This window comes from Flectobacillus sp. BAB-3569 (genome assembly GCF_002270355.1).
In the GTDB taxonomy this organism is placed as follows: Bacteria; Bacteroidota; Bacteroidia; order Cytophagales; family Spirosomataceae; genus Flectobacillus; species Flectobacillus roseus.
Window position 1 is genome coordinate 56455 of record NZ_NJFZ01000005.1, and the last position, 21268, is coordinate 77722.

Consider the following 21268-nt stretch of genomic DNA (forward strand, 5'->3'; position numbering starts at 1 on the left):
AATATCGAAACTGTAAGTACTAAGCCAAACCAAATTTAGCTTTTACTGCATCTACATAGTCAAGTTTTTCCCAAGTAAATAACTCTACCTCTTTCTCTACAACTTTACCATCTGGAGACTTGAACGTTTTTGTAACAACTTCGTTTTTACGTCCCATGTGACCATAAGCAGCAGTTTCAGAATAGATAGGGTTTCTCAACTTCAAACGTTGTTCGATGAAGTAAGGACGCATATCGAAGATTTCTTCTACTTTACGAGCGATTTCTCCGTCAGTCAAATCAACTTTCGCAGTTCCATAAGTGTTTACATACAAACCACATGGTTTAGCAACACCGATTGCATAAGAAACTTGAACCAATACTTCGTCACAAAGACCAGCAGCTACCAAGTTTTTCGCAATGTGGCGAGTAGCATAAGCCGCAGAACGGTCTACTTTTGAAGGATCTTTACCAGAGAATGCACCACCACCGTGAGCACCTTTTCCACCGTAAGTATCTACGATAATCTTACGACCTGTCAAACCTGTATCTCCGTGAGGGCCACCGATTACAAATTTACCAGTTGGGTTGATATGGTAAGTAATCTCATCCCTAAACAAAGCTTGTAACTCAGGAGTCAACTTTGCTTTTACGCGAGGGATAACAATGGCAATAATATCTTCTTTGATTTTTGCCAACATAGCCTCTTCTGAGTCAAAATCATCGTGCTGAGTAGACACTACGATTGTATCAATTCTTTGAGGTTCGTTGTTATCAGAATATTCGATTGTTACTTGAGACTTAGCATCTGGACGCAAATAACCAATCAAAGCTGGCTCATTGTTACGGATGTAAGAAAGTTCTTGCAAGATTTTGTGAGCCAAATCCAATGCCAATGGCATATAGTTTTCGGTTTCTTTTGTAGCATAACCGAACATCATACCTTGGTCACCAGCACCTTGTTCTTCTGGGTTCTTGCGATCAACACCTTGGTTAATATCAGCAGATTGCTCGTGAATAGCCGAAAGGATACCACAAGAATTTGCTTCGAACATATATTCAGATTTTGTATAACCAATTTTGCGGATTACTTCACGTGCAATACTCTGTACGTCTAAGTAAGTGTTAGTATTTACTTCACCCGCCAAAATTACTTGACCAGTGGTTACTAATGTTTCGCAAGCTACTTTTGATGAAGGGTCAAACGCCATGAAGTGGTCGATAAGGGCGTCCGATATTTGGTCAGCAACTTTATCTGGGTGTCCTTCAGAAACTGACTCAGAGGTGAAAAGATATGCCATTTCTACAATTAATTTTTTTTGAAATTCTATGGAAATATTCGACCCAAGCACAAAAGCTTACTAGCGAAATTATCGACAAAAATAAGAGGAAAAACTCTCAGAATTCTTGTATCTAGCTCAGTGCTTACAGCCAAGGGTCAGAATTGTATTACAAAACTACAACTAATATTTTTAAATGACAATTTAGCTTAGTTGACTACTAGATTATAGATAAATTATCTTAAAAATAACCATATTTTTCTAAATATCACTACAAATGCCGATTTCAAGAAGGGAATTATCGGAACAGTGTGCATTATAGCCAAGTCTTCTAATAGACTTGTATCTTCGTCCAAAAACTTCAAAATTTGGGCTGGTCGGTTTTTACTAAACAAACGAGTGAAAATATCCTTTGACGAATGGCGATTTTTGAGCATTACGTCTAGCAAAATACTATCTAATAAGGCTTTCCAATTGGGAATATATGTACCTTTCCGCCATGCCTTTTTTTCCTTTTCAAAAGAATCAAAATTACCTTTTGCTCGCTCCAAATCTCGAACGAGGTTCTTTATAATACGTTGTGTCCGAGTAAAACTATATCCTGTCGACGCCTTTACATAGCCCCCCGCAGTACCTATGTGCACAATGCCATCGTCGGGTATTTGAATACAAGGCTCATCAGACATCGGAATTATCCCTTTTTCGACTTCTTCAATGCGATAATTAGTAATTTTTAACCGTTGTGAGATATAACTTTTTAGCTCATCATCATAAACAGAATCTTCTAATAAATTATCAGAAAAAATCGTGAATTCAACCAAGGCTTTGGTAGGGCTATATGGTAGTACATATACGAATCGGCATTCATCGTTCTGTTCTACACTAAAATCAAACATGGTCGGCTTAGTTTCATCAAAGGCTGGCGCATCGGTTTCGATAACCCAACCTTTGAAATGCTGGAGCATTTGACTATATCGAGGATCATCGTATGACGAACGAGATGTGCTATCAAAAACTATTTGGGAGGCTTTAAAAATACCTTGTGTTGTTTTAACTTGAGGTCTATTATCAATATCTTTTTCTACAGACAATACACTGTCAATCAAAAAGCTAATATTATCTTTTCGAGAAATAGCCTTATAGATAAACTGGTAGAAATCAGCACTTCTGATTAGTTTATATTGGTATTCATCTATGGGTAAAAACTGGCTAAAATTTCTACTTCCGTGAAACCAAACACCATTCCATTTTTGTCTAACTATTTCGTCAAAAGCCGTTGGCTGAGCTTCCCAAAAACACCAAGTTTTGTCATTTTCCTTTTTTTCAGACTGATCAATAATTAGAATCTTAGCGTTTTCTAAACTCGATTGAGATAGATAATATGCCAACGACAAACCCGCCAAGCCTCCACCTGCTATAATGAAATCATATGTTGACGAATAGGATTCTGATGCTGTACTCATAGATAACTTTTTCTTTTAGTAACATGAAGAAGGTTACTTTGTTTAGATATTTCTTGACTGCCTAGCAGGAGTATGAATAAAAAAAGCCTTACCTAAAGGTAAAGCTTTTCTATTTTATCTAATTCTTGAACCATCAAAAATGAAGTATGTTGTTCAAAAAAGGTCGTAAAATGCTAAAATTTAAACTCAAAATTCATAATTCAGCACTAATACTTAGATATGTCTTTCTGCATGGTAGCTTGAACGCACCAATGCACCCGACTCCACATATTGGATACCTCTTTTCAAACCTTCTTCTTTGTACATGGCAAAAGTATCTGGGTGAATCCACTCAATTACCTCATGGTGCATTTTGGTTGGTTGAAGGTATTGTCCTAAAGTCAAAACGTCTAAGCCATTTTCCACTAAATCGTCCATCGCTTTAAATACCTCTTCTTTGGTTTCGCCAAGACCCAACATGATACCAGTTTTGGTACGTTTACCAAATTCTTTGGTACGTTTAGTTTGTTCCAAACTACGTGCATATTTTGCCTGAGGACGAACATTACGATACAAGCGCTCAACTGTTTCCATATTGTGAGAAACAACCTCTTGACCGCCTTCAATCATTCGGTATAGGGCATCCCAATTACCTTTTGTATCTGGAATAAGTGTTTCGATCGTAGTCGTTGGAGACTCTTGTTTTACTTGGACCACCGTTTGATACCAAATTTCGGCACCACGGTCTTTCAATTCGTCACGGTTTACTGAAGTAATAACAGCGTGCTTTACTCCCATCAACTTAATAGCTTCAGCTACACGACGTGGCTCATCAGCATCATATTCGTTTGGACGACCAGTAGCCACCGCACAAAATGTACAAGAACGAGTACAAACATTACCCAAAATCATAAAGGTTGCTGTACCTGCTCCCCAACACTCGCCCATGTTTGGACAATTCCCTGATTGACAGATGGTATGTAGCTTATATTCGTCGACAATACTACGAACTTTTGCGTATTCTTTACCGATTGGCAATTTTACTCTCAACCAATCTGGTTTTTTGTTATGCTTGGTAGCACTAGTAGCTACTACTGGAAGTTCTATCATTACAATAAATTGAGGTATGTTGAAAAAGTGATCTATACTTCTAACAAACTCTACCCTATTTTTGATTCAACAATGTGCAAAAATACGAACTTACTTTTTACCCCCGAAGAAAATTGTCAAATATCCCGAAGTAAAGACACTTTGATTATCAGAAAGTGCCATAATTTCTACTTTTTTGCTATAGATATCCGCTAAGAAACCTACTTCTAAACTAATATTGCTTTGACGAAAAGCATCCAATTCAAAATTCAAACCAGCTTTGATATTGATACCCGGTGTAAATTTCATATTACCCAATCCTTTAAAAAAGCCTCCACTTCCAGCAATATTGTTGATAGAATGAACATTGGGATCGTAAGGTTCGCTTACCAAATAGCCTCTTCCGTAATATACATCTACGTAATACGGCTTCAAAAAACCAAGCGTTGGGCCAGCAGCGATGAACCCATTCACATTGATACCTCCATCTGAAGATTTTCTAAATAAGCTTATTTCACGGCCATACTGCGGACGCAAAGCAAACAAATAGTTCTTTTTGCCATAAGCATATCCTGAGCCATTACCTCCTGCATGAAGTGTACTTTCTTGGTAATTATCTACATTCACCAATTCTAAGTTGAAATAATGCATCTGTCTACGCGCCGCACCGTTGTCAATAACGATTTCTTTACGTACCATAAATCCTCCTAACAACCCTGAATTGGTGTTGGTGGTGATACCCACTGAGAAAATTGAGTTAAAATTTTCTTCATCTACCTCCTTTTTAGGCTTAGTAGCGGGCGCACGGTTAGGAGCAGCAGACTTTGTTGTTGTAGTTGTTGTGTTGGCAGGAGTATTTCTACGTTGTGCTTGAGACAAATTTGACCAAGTCATCAACAGTAAACTCATTGCTAAATATTGGGTAGTTTTTTTCACGATAAACTTTTCATTTTAACCTAAAATCACCAAAAATCAAGGTTTTTGAGTAATTTTAGGAAAAGTAAACAGGAAATTTCGGTAATACAAATATTGACCTTTGTATTCAAGAAAAACAAAAGCCAATGCTTCTTAAGCAATACGAAATATAAAGCAATTTATTTTGGAGCTTGGTTATTTTCAATTAAAATTACCTTTTTCTTACAATCATTATAACAACTCTATTAATATGCCCACAGTAAAAACAACTTACCTTGGAGAACTTCGCACAGAGTCTACTCACTTACAATCAGGCAATCAGCTCATTACCGATGCACCTACAGATAACATGGGCAAGGGCGAGGCATTTTCTCCTACCGACTTGGTAGCTACTGCCACAGGTACTTGTATGCTTACAACAATGGCAATCGTTGCACAAAGAGACGGTATTGAATTAGCTGGCTCGGAAGTTGAGGTTACCAAAATCATGTCTCAAACTCCTCCGCGCAGAATCGCTCGCTTAGAGATTAACCTGAAAATGAAGACAAATGTTGCCTTGGACGATGCACATATTAAAAAATTAGAAAATACAGCACACAAATGTCCAGTTTCATTGAGCCTTCATCCTGATGTCGAACAAGTAATTGATATTCAGTGGCTATAGGTAAATGGATGTTATTTGTTAGCAGTGTATCCGTTATTAGAAAGTATTCTTAGGGCATACTTGCCTAATTTTTAAAGAAATTCATCAATTTTACCCAAATATTTTTAGGATAAAAACTATAAAGGCTACCTATTTGCATAAGGTAGCCTTTATAATTTCTGATGTCAGCGATTTGCAAAGATTGAACCCAAAAGCTATTTAAGCCCTAATCTCCAATCCGAAATCGTTAAACTGTTTCTGCAATTTCTTCAAAACGAATATCAAAATGCGAAGCATCATACACACTTGCTCCATCCTTGATTAGAATCACTTGTGGCGACTGATGCTCTACCCCAAATTCCTCTACGATGGCATTTGATACGGGTCTATTCGCAATCAAATCCAAATAATAAGGCTTTAATTCACCAACGGCTTCTTGTTTCCAATTACGCTCAACACGACTTAAGGCTGTAGATGAAATTGAACAACGAGTACTATGTTTAAAAATCAACACTGGTTGATTAAATGACTCTTCTTTAATGGATTGTAATTGCTCTACTGTGGTTAATTGATTCCAGTTCATGGGGTAAAATATGTGTTACAGATACCAAAATGATAACCTATCTATGACCTAATTATCATTTTTCTATCAATGATTATGGTATTTTTGTTGTTTGTCTTTTAGAATTGTTTTATTGCTAAACGAAATACTAGTAAATTTGATTCAAATTTCATGATACAATTCTAAAACGCATTGGCAAAAGTACTATATAATTTATCGATTGAGCTGTATCAATGGCTAATTCGTCTGGTAAGTCCTTTCAATCAAAAGGCTCAGCTATGGCTCAAGGGTCGAGAAGGACTTTTCGAAAAACTCGAATATCAACTAACACAAGCTCGTCAAAAATCACAAAGCCCACTTTCTATTGCATGGTTTCATTGTGCAAGTTTGGGTGAATTCGAGCAAGGTCGTCCTGTGATCGAAGCTTACAAAAAAGAATTTCCCAATCATCACATATTACTAACCTTCTTCTCCCCTTCTGGATACGAGATTAGGAAAAACTACGAAGGCGCAGATATTATTTGCTATCTTCCAGCAGATACTCCAAGTAATGCCAAACGTTTTGTGGAACTTATCAACCCTACGGTGGCATTTTTTGTAAAGTATGAGTTTTGGTATAACTATCTGAATTGTCTCAAACAAGCCAATATTCCCAGTATTTCATTTTCGACTATATTTAGAGAAAATCAGGTTTACTTTAAATCTTATGGTGAATTTAATCGTAGTATTCTGCGATTATTAACTCATATTTTTGTCCAAAACGAAAAGTCGGCATCTCTTTTAGCTGGTATTCAAATTCAAGAAAATGTAAGTATTGCAGGTGATACCCGCTTTGACCGAGTTGCTCAAATTGCCCAAAACAAAAGAGTAATTCCTATCGCAGAGCAGTTTAAGAACGATACACAAACTTTAATTGTTGGCTCGTGCTGGCAACAAGATTTTGACGTAATTTGTCCTTTTATCAATAGTTTTGCACATCCATTAAAGGTAATCATTGCACCTCACGAAATTCATCCAGAAGAAATCGCACAATGGCAAAAACAGCTCAAAAAGCCAAGTATTCGCTATTCTGAAGCTCTGAATGGTAAAGAACTAAACAACGCCGAAATACTATTTATCGATAATATTGGTATGCTTTCATCGCTTTATCAATACGCCGATTATGCTTGGATTGGAGGAGCTTATGGTAAAGGTTTACATAATACCTTGGAGGCAGCCACTTTTGGACTCCCTATCTTTTTTGGAAATAAGGTTTATACCAAATTCCAAGAGGCCATGGATTTGATTGCCATTGGAGGTGCTCAGGTAATTGATAACACTCAAACTTTTGAAAGTATTTTCACCAGTTTATATCAAGATTTCAACAAACGAAAAGAGGTTTCTGACAAAATTTTAACCTATGTTAAAAGTAATATTGGAAGCACTCAAACCATTATCAATTTTGTAAAAAATCTTATTCAAACAACGAATAAGTGACTCACTGAAAAGTGATTGCAAGAAGAAATACGTTTCGAATGCATTACTTTTCTTACGATTTAATATATGCACAGAGGATTAGTCATACGCTCAACTGGCTCATGGTACGAGGTAATGGCCGACTCAGACAAGCACGTCTGGAAAGGTCGTTTGAAGGGGAAGTTCAAAATCAAAGGACTTCAAACTTCAAACCCACTCGCTGTAGGCGACAGAGTAATGTTCACTATCGAAGATACCGTTGAAAATACGGTGATTATCTACGAAATTGAACAAAGAGAAAATTATATCATTCGTAAATCGGTACACAAAACTGCTCAAGGACATATTTTGGCTGCCAATCTTGACCAAGCGGTTATCATTGCTACGCTCAATTATCCTAGAACGTCACAGGGCTTTATTGACCGTTTTTTAGTTTCGGCAGAATCATTCAGAATTCCTGTAACAATTGTTTTCAATAAAGTAGATTTACTTTCTGAGGAGGAAAAAGATGAGCTCGCCGACATGGCAGCCATGTACGAAGAAATTGGCTATCCGTGTATCTTCACGTCTGTACCAGAAAACATTGGGATAGACGGATTTAGAGATTTATTAAAAGATAAAATTTCCTTAGTTTCAGGTCATTCGGGTGTAGGAAAATCAACTTTAGTCAATAAGATTGCTCCACATTTGGACTTAAAAACCTCAGAGATTTCCAATTTTGCCAACAAAGGAGTTCATACTACCACTTTTGCCACGATGTTCGAATTGGCAGATAACTCTTTTATTATTGATACGCCAGGTATCAAAGAATTGGGCTTAATCGATATTGAAAAAGAAGAACTTTCTCATTTCTTCCCAGAAATGAGAGCGCTTATGGGAGAATGTAAATTCAATAATTGCCAGCATATCAATGAACCCAAATGTGCTGTAATCGAAGCTGTTGGAGAGGGCAAAATAGCGGCAAGTCGCTATATGAGTTATCTGTCAATGATGGACGACGACGACAACAGAAGATAAGCAAAAGAGCTACCTAAGTAATATGGTTGAATTGTGAGTTTGTACTCCTACTTAGCTCTTGACAATAACTATTACTCAATTTCTATCTAAACTAATTATTCTAACAAATTTAAGAAAATGAAACTTTGGGGTATTGATTTGGGCGGAACCAAAATCGAATGTGCTGTATTAGAGAGCAGCGATAATATGAATGTGTTGATTCGTAAGAGGATTCCGACCGAAGCAGACAAAGGATATGAGCATATTATTTCTCAAATCAAAAAATTAGTCGATTTAGTAGCCGATGAACTTGGCGAAAGACCTCAGAAAATTGGTTTTGCCACGCCTGGAGTACTTGATCCTGCCACAAAAACCATGAAAAACTGTAATACGGTTTGCATGAATGGAAATCCTATGAATAAGGATCTCGAAGCAGTATTGGGCATACCTGTCAAACTTGCCAATGATGCCAACTGTTTCGCACTTGCAGAGGCCTTAATGGGCGCTGGTAAAGACTATCCTGATGCTGAGGTGGTATTTGGTGTCATCATGGGGACAGGTGTCGGCGGTGGACTAGTGGTTCATGGTAAAGTAATTGGTGGTCAACATGGTATTGGTGGCGAATGGGGTCATAATATCTTGGAAGAAAACGGAGAACCATGTTATTGTGGCAAATCAGGTTGTGTTGAAAAGGTCATTGCAGGACCAGCATTAGAGAAGTATTATGCTGATAATGCAGAAACTCCCTTAAAACTCAAAGAGATTCTTGAACGTCATGAGGCAGGTATCGACCCAGTTGCTACTGCTACTATTGAAAGACTACTTGAATATTTTGGTCGTGCTATCTCTACATTAACCAATGTATTAGACCCTAACTTGATTGTGATTGGTGGTGGTGTAGGAAATATCGACTTGCTTTACACAGAAGGATATGAGCGCATCAAGAAATATATTTTCAATGATAAAAAAATTACAACACCCATCGTAAAACCCTTGTTAGGCGATAGCGCTGGGGTATTTGGTGCGGCACTTTTGTAATCAGGAAGTTATTTGTTAATCGTATATCTGTTATTTGAAAGCACTTACAACTACCAAAGTGTACAACAGACATATTGTTAATTAAATTTTACCGCAATAGGCTAAAAGTTTAAATATGTTTCAAACATTTTGCCGAAAGCTCAACAATTCAATCTTATTCAGCATTATTACTTAAGCTTATTACCTTATAAAAACAAAAAAGGGTTGGAATTACTTCCAACCCTTTTTACATAGCTACTAAGATTATTTACCGTTAGTCAACAATTGGAAGAATTGATCCAATTTAGGAGTTACGATAATTTCAGTTCTACGGTTCAACTTACGACCTGCAGAATTGTCATTGTTTTCTTTCGGAGAGTATTCCGAACGACCACCAGCAGTCATACGCTCAGGAGCAACGCTAAATTTAGATTGCAACAAACGAACAACAGAAGTAGCGCGTTTAGCACTCAAATCCCAGTTATCTTTCACACATTCAGTAGAGATAGGTACACTATCAGTGTGGCCTTCTACTAAGATGTCAAGTTCTTTATGATCGTTTACAACTTTAGCAACTTTCTCTAACACAGCTTCAGCTTTCGCGTTGATTTCTGATGAACCTGAACGGAACAACATTTTGTCAGAGATAGAGATGTAAACAACACCTTTCTTCACTTCAACAGTTACATCATCATCATTAACATCAGCCAATGAACGTTTCAAGCTCATTACCAATGCCAAGTTGATAGAGTCTTTGCGTTGGATAGAAGAGTTCAAGTTTTGGATATACTTGCTTTGATCGTTCAAAGCATCCAAAGACTTCTTAATGCTCTCAGCACCAGACTTACTAACAACTGATAAATCAGATAAACGATCTAACAAGTTTGTGTTTGTCTTTTTCAAGTAATCAACTTGATCAGTCAAATCCTTCACTTGTTTAGTTTTTGCATTCAAATCATTGTCTTTTGATTGCAAGTCAGCGCGCAAGTCACCTACTCTTTTGTCGCAATCAGCAGCGTCAGATTTAATTTTAGCAAGAGCTTCGTCTCTGCTTTTTTCAAGTTCTACAAGCTTAGCCTGCGCCTCAGCAAACTTTTTCTTGCTTACGCAAGACGATACTAGAGGTAGTAGCGCAATAAAAAGAACTAATTTTTTCATGATAAAAATTGATGTTAATTGTACAAAAGCAATGCTTTTTTAAGGTCGAATAAAGTTACAAAACGTTTTCTAAGTTTCTAACCATCTTTGACCTGCTTTTATTGTATTTTTATTTTAAGTACAAATTTCGGAAAAACTCAGCAAAAACAGAAAAGCAATTGCACTTTTCAACTCCATCTACTGATAACTACCTCATTTACAGTAGTATATTTTAATAATTTTCTAAGATTTAATTTCTACCAGCTATGATTCTTGCATGAGTTTTCGGTAGATTAAAAATACCTTAAATTTTGCTAAACCATACCCTTGACAACTAAAAAAGGATTGATACAGGTGCATTTTTACTCTTCCATACCTCTCAACTTATCAATACACGGCTTGCGACATATTGGTTAAACAGCCATAAAACAAAGAAGCCAAAATACTTATTTTTAAGTATTTTGGCTTCAGTTTTGAAATATTCACAAATAACTGATTACAAGGTTATTTCATTATCAAACGCTTTTGATATATTTGTTAATTATGGTTTTCTGCACAAAAACCATAACAATATTTTGTTCGACTGCACATCGGACAAAAAATTAACTCAACTAGCACATTATTTTGGGCTGCACACTCAAATTGAATGCACTAGCTGAGTATGGAATAATTTTTCAGAATGCTTAGTCGATGTGACCCTGCACGGTCTTCATTGAATAATTATTCTGTGCAGTGTAATAGTTGCCCTTAAAACAAACTATTACCTGTAAAACATTTTTGCCCACTCCTACTTATGACAAACTTACTGGTAAGCTTTGCTCGTCAAAGCACAGGAAATGGTGTATCTGCATGTACGCCATTCCAATCGGACAAATTTGCGTCTTTGGTGAATATTATTGCAATAATCGTACCAAAAAAATCGCACATTCTGCAGTTATCACCATTATTTCACTAATAACATCATTCAATCTAGTTGGCCAACGAATAGAAGCTCTAAATTGGAAAGCTACACCAGCTCAATCTACCCAATTTAGAAGCGAATTAGGAAAAAATACTTTAGTCCTAAACCCGCAGAGCTTTGCCAATCACTTCAGCGCTTGGTTTGACTATCGTGTGAATAATGATAATGGTAATTATGCGGTTAATCTTCAAGTTAAAACTTTATCGGACAACGCTGGATTTAGCTATCAAGCGTATGATGTATACGGAAAACTCTTAACATCAAAAGATGTTCTTTTTATCGAATCAAACAGCGCTTGGCAAAATTTGTCTTTCAATATTAGTGATTTACCAAGAGGTACTCAGAATATTCGATTTGTAGCACATACTAACAATGCCTCTATGGCTTTAGCGGATATCAAAGTCGTTGCTCAAGAAAGTGTTAGAGCTATGAGTCTTCAGTTATATCCAAACCCTACTACCAATTACGCAAAAGTAAACCTTAGCCCAGAAGTATCAGCACGTGCTAATGAACTAGCAGTGATTGGTATGGATGGAACGGTTTATCAACAGGAAGCTTTGGCAGGTAATCAAAATGATATTACTATTTCTGTAGAAAATCTTCGCTCAGGCATGTATTTCGTTCGTGTTAGTCAGAATGTAGGTAGTCCAGTAGTAGAAAAACTAGTAGTGAGACATGAATAAAATTTACTAAAATAGATACTAAAAAAACATGAATCATCCCTAATTTAGTGATTTAGCGATTGAATGAATGAGTGATTAATTTAAAAATTGTATTCTGGCAGTAGAGACGAAATGATTGCGTCTCTACTGCTGAATAATGACTAAGATATAAGCAACAGGAAAGATCACATTAATAATCTGCAGCTGATTACTGGACAAAATTGTTTTATGCGGGTTTAGGTCTAATTTTATTAGTATTATATTTTTCAAGGCACCATTCTAGAAAAAGTACCAATTGTTGACAATGTTTAGAAATGAGGCTATATCCCTTTCTAAAAATAGATTCATATTTTTGTCTGACAGTGATTTTTTTGAAGTTTTTGAGTCCCTCACTGACACATAAAACATAACAGGCAATAACAATGCAAAATATTAATCGAATCTTTTTCTTGTCTTTGAAAGCTATCATTTCTACATTAAACCCATTGCTTTTGAGGCACTTAAACATGCACTCAATTTGCCATCTGAGTTTATAGATGGAAAGAATTTTTTGTTTTTTCAGAGGCAAATTTGTGATAAGAATAATTAAAGAATCATCCTGTTTTTCAGGTGTTTGATTCCTCGTAGCAATCATTCTTAAGGTTTGATTTCCTAGCGTGAGTGTTTGTTCAACAAGTTTACCTTTTCTGGCTTTCTTAAGTAGTTGTGCATAAGACTTACCTTGATTTTGAAGGTCTAATTTATAATCTGTTTCTGAGATTCGAATGACAAAGTTAAGCTCAAATTGTTCGATTAAGTCACTAAACCATTGACGACCTATGTACTCTCGGTCTGCTATTAAAGTCATCCCTTTTAAGGGATATAAGCAGTTTGCCATGAGAAGTAAACGCTTACGTTCCAAGTGGTCAGAACATCCTTTTTTAGCTAAATTTATAAAGAAAATAGGAACGATAATACCTTGATAAACAATACTTAATGTCAAAAAGTGAAACTTGGTCTTTCCAAACTCCCAAGATGTACCGTCAAGTAGTAAATACTTCGACATCTTGCGCTTGTCTAAGGTCGAAACCAATTGTTGTATTACCGTTTTAAGAATCATTTTCCAAAGCTGATGCTTGCAAAATAGAGCATCAAAAAAACGAGTTAAGCGACGATAATGAGAATTGGCTAAGGTTTGATTTTTATCTGCAATCACACCAACTTGATTTTTAAGTTTGTTGAGATTAACATTTTCCTTAACAATAATACTACAGATGATAACAAACAAAGTTTTTAACAATGTTTGTTGGCTTTTCGGTAAATCAGTCTTAAATTTGTCCAAAAGCGAGACTAAAAGTTGTTGTTGGGTTTTCACACATTCATAACAACTTTTTTCTCGCTTTTATTCTTTTTGTCCAGTAATCAGAATCTGCAGTACATTCCGGCCGTATCTTTCTGATTATTAGTGCATTACAACGACTAACATGCTATTGAATGATAACTTCCTTTTAGTTAATTAGATATTATCGGCAAAAGCCCTTCTCTTCTGTATCGTTCTATTTCGAAAATCTGATATTGTAAATGTTCGATATCTGCATTTTCTGGTAAAAACGTTACTTTCGAGTCTACTAAAAATTTATTTTTATCTTTTGAATAATTTGAAAATCCAACTTTTACAGCCAGCAAAAAAGTTTTGTAAGAATCTGGATACAGTCGATCTAGAATGAGACTATATACATCAAGTCCCTTTGCCGTTTCAAGCTGATCAGATGAAATATGACTGCCCATCATGGTAGTCTCCAAAAACATGGTATCGGTATGTTGGGCATTCATATAAAACCCCAACCAACAATGATTGGGAGTTGTCACAATCAATGGATGAATTCCCATTCTATACAAAATAGAAGCAAATAGTACCGTCCCATCTACACAATTAGCTTGTTGAGAAGCTAGTGATTCGCTTGGTCTTCGTACAAATTGATGAACTACCAAAGGATATTTTTGGGCAGGTTCATTATTGGACGATACTAAAGAACTATACTTTACTCCTCGCTGTCTCAACACATTCCAAACAGCAAATACCTGTCTAAGTACCTCCAGCCTATCGTTAGTCTGATATCCCGTGATACTATTCACAATTCCTGTGCGCATAATTTCGGGCATAAGCTGATTCGTAATAATAGGATGATTTTCATTGACATAGGCCGCATACATAAAATTCATATCATGTATCACTTTTTGTCTATGTATAAAAATATACGGACAATCATTGATACTTCTGACTGTTACAATTTTGGTTTGTTTTTCCTTTAATACATCATTGACATACACATAGTAGTTGACATTGACAGGAAAAGGCTGTGAGATATTACTAAGAACATCCCATTTGTAGGCTATTTCTGGAAAAATTTGATATTTCGTACTTTTACCATTTAAGTATACCGAAAAGGAGCTTGTTTCCATTATTTTGGGGCATTCAACTACCAATTTCACATTGGCGGGTCCCAATTTTAGATAGGTAATTTCTATCCCAAATTGCCCTTCACTATCGCCAAAATATGTTTTCTTGTCTTGAGGCGTATCATTATCTTTCAAATAATTACGATTGACATTGGCAAGCACATAGGAAGGATAAAGTTTATCGTCCATTTCAACGATAGGTTTCCAAAAAACACCGTTACTATCGTCAGCTTTAGGAGTTTGTGCCGTCAGTAAATGGCTAAAAAGCAGAAAATTAAACAGAATAAGTAGGGCTTTTTTCATAGACTATATGGGTATTATGTGTAAGAGGCAAAATAGAGGTTTTCCCCGATATAATCAATGCAAAAAAAGTGGTTGCCATATTTTGACAACCACTTTTTTTATTTATTGCTCAGAGTGAGATTATGCCAAAGAAGAGTGCATAACTTCAGTTTGTTTTCTGATAGACTCCAAGTGAACAAGTTTGAATAATTCTTCAACAAATTCAGGGTACAAACCTAAGCCAGAAGCTTGTTTTGCACGGTCAGCATGTACTTGTTTCCAACGATCTAATTGCAATACGGCAACGCTGTTATCACGTTTGTATTCGCCCAATTTCTCAACTACTGCCATACGAGCAGCCAAAACTTCCATCAACTCACGGTCGATGTTATCGATTTTAGCACGCAAGCCAGCTAATTCGTCAGTAAATTCAACGCCGTAGTTTGCTTTACGAACCTCAAGCTCACGCAACATTTCGCCTAAAGCTTCAGGAGTCAATTGCTGAGAAGCATCAGACCAAGCTTTATCTGGATCGCGGTGAGTTTCGATAATCATACCATCGTAGTTCAAGTCAAGAATACGTTGTGACAATTCCATCAACAACGAACGCTTACCTGCCATGTGCGACGGGTCACCAATCATTGGTAATTGTGGGAACAAACGTTTCATCTCAACGGCCATTTGCCACATTGGAGAGTTACGATATTTTGTTTCCTGAGCATTAGAGAAACCACGGTGGATTGCACCGATTTTCTTAATACCAGCACCTTGTAAACGTTCAAAAGCACCAACCCAAAGCGCTAAGTCTGGGTTAACTGGGTTTTTCACTAATACTGGAATATCAACACCTTTCAGTGCATCAGCTAGATCTTGTACGTTGAATGGGTTTACAGTTGTTCTTGCTCCAATCCACAATACATCAACACCATATTTCAATGCTAACTCAATATGTTCAGGATTTGCTACCTCAATTGCTAACGGTAATCCAGTTTGTTTTTTTGCTTCAGCTAACCATTGTAAAGCTGGTTCTCCCATGCCTTCAAAACTACCTGGACGAGTACGTGGCTTCCATACACCTGCACGCATGATGTGTGCATAGCCTTCCGCTTTGATACGGCTGGCTGTTTCAAGTACTTGCTCTTCTGTTTCAGCAGAACAAGGACCTGCAATAATTAAGGGTTTGCCGTCAGTATTAATCCATTCCTGCATCGGCACTACGTCTAAATTTGCGTTCATTGGCAAACAGTATTAATTCAAGTAAAAAAATATAAACTTACACGATACACTAGGATATCAACGAAGCATCACTCAACTTCAAAGATTACTAGTATCTTTGCTTCAGAATGACAATCTAATTGAGTCCAGATAGGTTCCAGTTCTAACACCAAAAGAACTGCAAATTCTAACCAAACAAGGGATTAATAAAAAAATCCTACCCCAATGTATTTTTGTATTATTCTAATATACTATATTTGCACGTTTTAATTAATTTTAAGCAATTAACACACTACTTAACAATGTGATACTAACGGGTTTTTAATTAAAACATTATTTGAAAACTTGATCACCATCTAACAACATATTAGTCGATTTTTCGTCTTTGAACATGACTAAAACATCCATTTCACAACCGATGATGAAGGCCGATAAAATATCCTTTGAGGACATGTCTATCGCATTTTCAGACAAATCTGATTTACAATTGAAGAAGATGTATCTCATCTTTGCAAGTATGAATCAGAACTGGCTTGTAAAGTTAGGAACTTTTTTTATCAAACTGTTCATTTTTCTTCATTTTCCTATCAAAAAACTGATTAAATCTACTGTATTCGAACAGTTTTGTGGAGGCGAAACATTGCAAGAATGCAATAAGGCAATAGAAAATTTGGACAAAGCTAAGATTGGCACAATTTTGGACTATTCCGTGGAGGGAGAAGATAGTGAATCTAGTTTTGAGCTTACAAAAGAAGAAATCCTCAAAACTATTGAAAAAGCGCAGAATAATAGTGCTATTCCCTTCGCAGTTTTCAAAGTAACAGGCATTAGTAGTACTGAATTACTTGAAAAAGTACAAAGTGAAGTCCCATTGACTGCCGAAGAATCTTCTGCATTTGAAAGAGTTCACCAAAGAATGTATGATTTGTGCAGTAAAGCTGCTGAATTACATGTTCGTATTTTTGTAGATGCTGAAGAATCTTGGATTCAAGATGCTATTGACGCGCTAACTTACGACATGATGGCTCATTTTAACAAGCAAGAATGTATAGTGTACAACACTTTCCAAATGTATCGTAAAGATATGCTAGAGAACTTGAAAGCTGCGACCGAAACTGCTCGTAAAAACGGCTATTTGTTAGGGGTAAAGCTTGTGCGTGGTGCATACATGGAAAAAGAAAGACAACGTGCTCATGAAGGTAATTACTGTGAGCCTGTTCATGAAACTAAAGAAAACACGGATAAAGATTTCAATTTAGCCGTTGAATACGCTGTAACAAATCGTGATGCTATTTCGATTTGTGTGGGTACTCACAACGAATACAGCTGCAAGTATTTGGCACAACTCATGGAAAAGAACGGAATTGATGCCAAAGACAAGCATTTCTATTTTGCGCAGTTATTAGGTATGTCCGACAACATTTCTTATAACCTTGCTCATGCTGGCTACAATGTTGCTAAATATGTACCTTATGGCCCAGTAGAAGCTGTTATGCCTTATTTGTTCCGTCGTGCTGCTGAAAATACTTCAGTGGCGGGACAAGCAAGCCGTGAGTTTACTTTGATTAAGAAAGAAATGGTACGTCGTCAGAAAAGATAGTTGACGATTTACTAAAGAATAAAAATAAAAACGCCACGAGCTATTTTGTCATCGTGGCGTTTTTATTTTGTACCTTTGTGATTCAAAAGCAAACCTAAGGTTTGTTTAACCATTTAATGTACTAACTGCCACCTAGCTCATGGACTTGTGAGAGTTTGGGTGTGGCAAAATTCTAAACAAAATGTTTCGTTCCCCATACAAATATTTTTGGCTTACTTTCTTACTTATCGTCATCGACCAAATTATTAAGCTTGCTATTTATCATTTTTTGAAATATGAAGGCAACGAAGTTCCTATCATTGGCGATTTTGTGAAGCTTCACTATGTACTCAATAAAGGAATGGCCTTTGGTATTACACTTGACTTTCTTCCAAAAGGATATAGCAAAATTGTATTGAGTCTTTTCAGAGTTTTTGCCATGGTTGGTATTGGTTATTATCTAACAAAACTTGCTAAAAAGAACGCTCATGAAGGTTTGCTTTGGAGTATTGCAGCTATTTTGGGTGGAGCAATTGGAAACGTAATAGACAGTACATTTTATGGTGTAGCCTTACACAATGCTCCGTATGACTCTCCTACCCCTTGGTTTCATGGACAAGTAATCGATATGTTTTTCTTTGACTTCTACCAAGGATGGATTCCAGAATGGGTTCCAATTTGGGGAGGAAGTTGGTATTCAACGCCGATATTCAATTTTGCAGATGCAGCAATCTTCTGTGGTGTAATGGCTATAATGATTTGGCAAAATACTTTTTTTGCCTCTTTGGAGCCTAAACCTGCACCAGTAGCACCTTCTGTGGATGTAGACATGAATGCTGCTGATACAAATGAATCTGTATCTTCTCAAGAATAGCTATAAATTGATAAAAATATGAAAATAGAGATTATCATTGGCATATTATGGATTGTGTATGGAACGCTTCATTCTGCCTTAGCGTCCAATGAAGTGAAGAATAAAATCAGCTTTCCCTACTACAGATTGGCCTATACGATACTTTCGCTCGTACTGATGATTCCAATCCTGTATTTTCAACTCACAACACCCTCTCAATTGTTAATGCCTGCAAGCACGGCTAACAATATTTTTGGAGGATTGATGATTAGTTTAGGAGTCTATATGCTGTTTATTTCATTCAAACAATACGATTTAAAAGCATTTTTAGGCATACAAGCAGAAGCTCCTGCTCAGTTGATTACCGATGGTATTATGAGTGTTGTTAGGCATCCGCTTTATTTAAGTACCCTCGTTATTGTTTGGGGAGTATTTGGCATCACGGGTACAGCCAACAACCTAGCCATGGCATTGGCATTGACTGCTTATATTCGTATTGGAATATATTTTGAAGAAAAAAAGTTGGTTCAGATTTTTGGTAAAACTTATGAAAAATACCAAAAGGAAGTTCCTATGTTAATTCCAAAATTGTAGGAAGTCTACTCAAAAATGAAACTTGCTCTCAAAATATCTTTGCTGCTCAACCTTCTGTTTGTAGCAGCTTTTTTTGTCTTTTAAGAAAGTATTCTGATAAGTTTATGCAAAAGTTATTTCCAGAAAATGCCATAATTCTTATTCTTGGAGACTCAATCCTAGCTCAAGAAAATTGGAGCAAATGGTTGGGAAGGCTTGACATTAGTAATCAAGCTTACGGAGGAGCAATTACGCAACAAATAAGATGGAATATTGGTAAAGGGTTTCCCGAGAAAACAAAGCTTGTTATCCTAAATGGTGGAATCAATGATTTATTTTCGGGAGTGCCTGTAGATCATATCTTAGAGAACTATGCGTTTTTTATTCAGCAGTCCAAGAAGCAGTATATCCGACTTATCATTAATAGCTGCATATATACCGAAAATCAGGCAGAAATCAATCGAAAGGTTAAAGTGCTCAATGAAGGTTTATTAAAGCTCTGTAATCAAGAAAAAATCTCATTCTGCGATATAAATTCAAAACTAAGTGAAAATGGTTTTTTATTGAGTGCCTACAGTACTGATGGCGTTCATTTGCAAAAAAATGCTTACCAAGTTTGGGCTGAAATGTTGTTAGAATTAATTACTGTTGAGTAAATGGACGTTATTAGTTAATAGTATATCGGTTATTGGATTTCACTCCTTATTAGATGGATACTATCAAAGCATACCACAGATATATCATTAATTTTTCTGTTAATTAGCTCATATTACTAGTTCAGAAAATTGTGATTGAGAGAATGAGTAATTATTTTTAAATTTATGTATCACGAGTAGAGACGCAATGCCTTATATTTTAGCATCAAAAAAAGCGGTCGAAAATTGTTTTTCGACCGCTTTTTTGATGAGTGATTGAAAAATAAGTTTAATTCCGAAGTTCAGAATAACTCATATCATTGAATCAATGATTATTTCTTTGGAGCTGCTGGCGCTGGAGCTGGAGCTGCAGTTACTGGCTTAGGAGTAACACCCATTTTCTTCAATACTAAATCAGAGATGTTAGCATCGTCTGGAGCGTGCAACACGATTGGTGTTGTACCTTGACCTGCATCGTAGTTGAATACGTACGTGTAAGCATTTTCTTTAGCTACAACGTGCATATTGTCTTCGATTTTTTTCAACAATGGTTGCAACAACTGAGCTTGTTTCTTTTGTAAAGAAGTAGCTGATGACTGACGGAATTCTTCAATCTCATTTTGAAGGTTTTGCAAGTTTTTCTCTTTGTCAGCTTTGATTACGTCATTCATTGTAGCTTGATTTTTTTCGTAATCAGCATATTTAGCTTGAAAATCTTTGATTTTACCTTGCAACAAGTTTTCATATTGAGTTTGCGTAGTTTTCAATTCAGCTTCTACTTGTTTTGCTTCTGGTAATTGGTTCAATACGTAATCTAAGCTAATGTAACCAATTTTTGTTTGTGCATTTACGTTAGAGGTAGCCAATGCCACAATAGCAAACAAGGCGATAAAAAATTTGTTCTTCATTTTTGTCATTTTGATTTGTTAATTAGTTTTTTTGTTTGTTTTCGCTTTTGAGTTTCCTGCTGGCTCCTCTTTGGCATTGTTTTGTTCTTCTTTTTCTTTTTCCTTTAACTGTTCAACAGAGATACCCAATTCTTCCATCACATAATCGGTATAGTCATGGGTAGGGTTTGTATAAATCATTACCAAACTATCAGATGCTTTATCAAAGATAAAATCAAGTCTTTTTAGTTTAACGATTTTTTCTGTAGCCTTCACAATCTGGTCCAAAATAGGACGCATGATTTCTTGTTTCTTCTTAAAAAGCTCTCCATTCAATCCAAATACTCGATTTTGGAGTTCTTTTACCTCTTTATCTTTATCAGTAATCGTACGGAGTCTCTGCTGGCGCATTTCCTCTGTAAGCAATACTTCTTCGGCACGATACGCTTTTTCAAGTTTGGCAACTTCCTCATTTTTCTCAGAAATCTCCTTCACCCATTTAGTCGTGAGTTTTTCTATATCTTCTTGTGCCTTTTGATATTCAGGCATTTTGGAAGTAATATACTCTGTATCGATATAGCCAATCTTTTGTCCGAAGCTACTCATACAAGCACTAAAGAAAACCAAAATTAGTAAAAAAATCTGCTTATTCACGGTGATAAGGGTTA

The 21268-nt window shown here is 36.2% G+C and carries 20 protein-coding genes; 9 read left to right on the top strand and 11 right to left on the bottom strand.

All coding sequences use genetic code 11. The features are described from left to right. Positions 1 to 19: 19 nt before the first annotated feature. The 4 genes from metK to BWI92_RS04050 all read right to left on the bottom strand — a co-directional run bounded on the left by metK (position 20) and on the right by BWI92_RS04050 (position 4725). Positions 20 to 1279: a methionine adenosyltransferase gene (gene metK / locus BWI92_RS04035; protein WP_095160850.1), complete on the bottom strand. Its 1260-nt coding sequence runs from the start codon at positions 1277 to 1279 to the stop codon at positions 20 to 22. A 215-nt stretch (positions 1280 to 1494) separates the two neighbouring features. Beyond that, positions 1495 to 2721 (bottom strand): lycopene cyclase family protein, encoded by a 1227-nt coding sequence (locus tag BWI92_RS04040; protein WP_095160851.1) that lies wholly within the window; start codon positions 2719 to 2721, stop codon positions 1495 to 1497. Between the two features lie 213 nt (positions 2722 to 2934). Beyond that, positions 2935 to 3810, bottom strand: a complete 876-nt coding sequence (gene lipA / locus BWI92_RS04045) for a lipoyl synthase (RefSeq protein ID WP_095160852.1) — start codon at positions 3808 to 3810, stop codon at positions 2935 to 2937. A gap of 90 nt (positions 3811 to 3900) precedes the next feature. Beyond that, positions 3901 to 4725 carry a hypothetical protein gene (locus tag BWI92_RS04050; protein WP_141234686.1) on the bottom strand — a complete coding sequence of 275 codons (825 nt, stop codon included), beginning with the start codon at positions 4723 to 4725 and terminating at the stop codon, positions 3901 to 3903. Between the two features lie 229 nt (positions 4726 to 4954). Here BWI92_RS04050 and BWI92_RS04055 point away from each other — a divergent pair, with 229 nt between their 5' ends. Further along, complete coding sequence (locus tag BWI92_RS04055; RefSeq protein ID WP_095161163.1) at positions 4955 to 5368, top strand: OsmC family protein; 414 nt, start codon at positions 4955 to 4957, stop codon at positions 5366 to 5368. A 226-nt stretch (positions 5369 to 5594) separates the two neighbouring features. On the opposite strand, the gene ytxJ is transcribed toward BWI92_RS04055, so the two are convergent. Further along, a complete protein-coding gene (gene ytxJ / locus BWI92_RS04060) occupies positions 5595 to 5930 on the bottom strand; it encodes a bacillithiol system redox-active protein YtxJ (protein WP_095160854.1) in 336 nt (111 codons plus the stop codon). A 171-nt stretch (positions 5931 to 6101) separates the two neighbouring features. Between ytxJ and BWI92_RS04065 the strand changes: the two genes are divergently transcribed. From BWI92_RS04065 to BWI92_RS04075, 3 genes are all read left to right on the top strand, one after another. Beyond that, on the top strand, positions 6102 to 7385 hold the full coding sequence (locus tag BWI92_RS04065; protein ID WP_095160855.1) for a 3-deoxy-D-manno-octulosonic acid transferase: 1284 nt from the start codon (positions 6102 to 6104) through the stop codon (positions 7383 to 7385). A gap of 66 nt (positions 7386 to 7451) precedes the next feature. Next, on the top strand, positions 7452 to 8381 hold the full coding sequence (gene rsgA / locus BWI92_RS04070; RefSeq protein WP_095160856.1) for a ribosome small subunit-dependent GTPase A: 930 nt from the start codon (positions 7452 to 7454) through the stop codon (positions 8379 to 8381). Positions 8382 to 8498: 117 nt separating this feature from the next. Beyond that, a complete protein-coding gene (locus BWI92_RS04075; RefSeq protein ID WP_095160857.1) occupies positions 8499 to 9398 on the top strand; it encodes an ROK family protein in 900 nt (299 codons plus the stop codon). A 243-nt stretch (positions 9399 to 9641) separates the two neighbouring features. On the opposite strand, the gene BWI92_RS04080 is transcribed toward BWI92_RS04075, so the two are convergent. Continuing rightward, positions 9642 to 10535: an OmpA family protein gene (locus tag BWI92_RS04080; protein ID WP_095160858.1), complete on the bottom strand. Its 894-nt coding sequence runs from the start codon at positions 10533 to 10535 to the stop codon at positions 9642 to 9644. A gap of 828 nt (positions 10536 to 11363) precedes the next feature. On the opposite strand from BWI92_RS04080, the gene BWI92_RS04085 reads away from it, so the two are divergent. Continuing rightward, the gene (locus BWI92_RS04085; protein ID WP_095160859.1) at positions 11364 to 12158 is read left to right on the top strand and encodes a T9SS type A sorting domain-containing protein; all 795 of its coding nucleotides are present in this window, start codon (positions 11364 to 11366) and stop codon (positions 12156 to 12158) included. Between the two features lie 205 nt (positions 12159 to 12363). On the opposite strand, the gene BWI92_RS04090 is transcribed toward BWI92_RS04085, so the two are convergent. The 3 genes from BWI92_RS04090 to BWI92_RS04100 all read right to left on the bottom strand — a co-directional run bounded on the left by BWI92_RS04090 (position 12364) and on the right by BWI92_RS04100 (position 16094). After that, a complete protein-coding gene (locus BWI92_RS04090; RefSeq protein WP_095160860.1) occupies positions 12364 to 13491 on the bottom strand; it encodes a transposase in 1128 nt (375 codons plus the stop codon). Between the two features lie 137 nt (positions 13492 to 13628). Further along, complete coding sequence (locus BWI92_RS04095) at positions 13629 to 14879, bottom strand: hypothetical protein (protein WP_095160861.1); 1251 nt, start codon at positions 14877 to 14879, stop codon at positions 13629 to 13631. 120 nt (positions 14880 to 14999) lie between these two features. Then, complete coding sequence (locus BWI92_RS04100) at positions 15000 to 16094, bottom strand: chorismate mutase (RefSeq protein ID WP_095160862.1); 1095 nt, start codon at positions 16092 to 16094, stop codon at positions 15000 to 15002. A 370-nt stretch (positions 16095 to 16464) separates the two neighbouring features. Here BWI92_RS04100 and BWI92_RS04105 point away from each other — a divergent pair, with 370 nt between their 5' ends. The 4 genes from BWI92_RS04105 (at position 16465) to BWI92_RS04120 (ending at position 19734) form a co-directional block, all read left to right on the top strand. Beyond that, positions 16465 to 17673 carry a proline dehydrogenase family protein gene (locus tag BWI92_RS04105; protein WP_229242032.1) on the top strand — a complete coding sequence of 403 codons (1209 nt, stop codon included), beginning with the start codon at positions 16465 to 16467 and terminating at the stop codon, positions 17671 to 17673. Between the two features lie 181 nt (positions 17674 to 17854). Beyond that, positions 17855 to 18526, top strand: coding sequence for a lipoprotein signal peptidase (locus BWI92_RS04110; RefSeq protein WP_095160863.1), 672 nt, complete (start codon positions 17855 to 17857; stop codon positions 18524 to 18526). A gap of 18 nt (positions 18527 to 18544) precedes the next feature. Further along, a complete protein-coding gene (locus BWI92_RS04115) occupies positions 18545 to 19099 on the top strand; it encodes an isoprenylcysteine carboxylmethyltransferase family protein (RefSeq protein WP_095160864.1) in 555 nt (184 codons plus the stop codon). A gap of 104 nt (positions 19100 to 19203) precedes the next feature. Continuing rightward, the gene (locus BWI92_RS04120; RefSeq protein WP_095160865.1) at positions 19204 to 19734 is read left to right on the top strand and encodes a GDSL-type esterase/lipase family protein; all 531 of its coding nucleotides are present in this window, start codon (positions 19204 to 19206) and stop codon (positions 19732 to 19734) included. A gap of 311 nt (positions 19735 to 20045) precedes the next feature. Here BWI92_RS04120 and BWI92_RS04125 read toward each other — a convergent pair whose 3' ends face one another. Continuing rightward, positions 20046 to 20621 (bottom strand): OmpH family outer membrane protein, encoded by a 576-nt coding sequence (locus tag BWI92_RS04125; RefSeq protein WP_095160866.1) that lies wholly within the window; start codon positions 20619 to 20621, stop codon positions 20046 to 20048. 18 nt (positions 20622 to 20639) lie between these two features. Continuing rightward, entirely contained in the window at positions 20640 to 21254 is a 615-nt protein-coding gene (locus BWI92_RS04130; RefSeq protein ID WP_095160867.1) for an OmpH family outer membrane protein, read from the bottom strand. Positions 21255 to 21268 lie beyond the last annotated feature (14 nt).

Excerpts from the sequence above, each read along its gene's own strand:
- BWI92_RS04075 (WP_095160857.1), top strand. The coding sequence starts at position 8,499 with ATGAAACTTTGGGGTATTGATTTGGGCGGAACCAAAATCGAATGTGCT.
- BWI92_RS04055 (WP_095161163.1), top strand. The coding sequence starts at position 4,955 with ATGCCCACAGTAAAAACAACTTACCTTGGAGAACTTCGCACAGAGTCT.
- BWI92_RS04105 (WP_229242032.1), top strand. The coding sequence starts at position 16,465 with ATGACTAAAACATCCATTTCACAACCGATGATGAAGGCCGATAAAATA.
- BWI92_RS04110 (WP_095160863.1), top strand. The coding sequence starts at position 17,855 with ATGTTTCGTTCCCCATACAAATATTTTTGGCTTACTTTCTTACTTATC.
- BWI92_RS04080 (WP_095160858.1), bottom strand. The coding sequence starts at position 10,535 with ATGAAAAAATTAGTTCTTTTTATTGCGCTACTACCTCTAGTATCGTCT.
- metK (WP_095160850.1), bottom strand. The coding sequence starts at position 1,279 with ATGGCATATCTTTTCACCTCTGAGTCAGTTTCTGAAGGACACCCAGAT.
- rsgA (WP_095160856.1), top strand. The coding sequence starts at position 7,452 with ATGCACAGAGGATTAGTCATACGCTCAACTGGCTCATGGTACGAGGTA.
- lipA (WP_095160852.1), bottom strand. The coding sequence starts at position 3,810 with ATGATAGAACTTCCAGTAGTAGCTACTAGTGCTACCAAGCATAACAAA.
- BWI92_RS04100 (WP_095160862.1), bottom strand. The coding sequence starts at position 16,094 with ATGAACGCAAATTTAGACGTAGTGCCGATGCAGGAATGGATTAATACT.
- BWI92_RS04040 (WP_095160851.1), bottom strand. The coding sequence starts at position 2,721 with ATGAGTACAGCATCAGAATCCTATTCGTCAACATATGATTTCATTATA.
- BWI92_RS04085 (WP_095160859.1), top strand. The coding sequence starts at position 11,364 with ATGTACGCCATTCCAATCGGACAAATTTGCGTCTTTGGTGAATATTAT.
- BWI92_RS04120 (WP_095160865.1), top strand. The coding sequence starts at position 19,204 with ATGCAAAAGTTATTTCCAGAAAATGCCATAATTCTTATTCTTGGAGAC.
- ytxJ (WP_095160854.1), bottom strand. The coding sequence starts at position 5,930 with ATGAACTGGAATCAATTAACCACAGTAGAGCAATTACAATCCATTAAA.
- BWI92_RS04125 (WP_095160866.1), bottom strand. The coding sequence starts at position 20,621 with ATGAAGAACAAATTTTTTATCGCCTTGTTTGCTATTGTGGCATTGGCT.
- BWI92_RS04115 (WP_095160864.1), top strand. The coding sequence starts at position 18,545 with ATGAAAATAGAGATTATCATTGGCATATTATGGATTGTGTATGGAACG.
- BWI92_RS04095 (WP_095160861.1), bottom strand. The coding sequence starts at position 14,879 with ATGAAAAAAGCCCTACTTATTCTGTTTAATTTTCTGCTTTTTAGCCAT.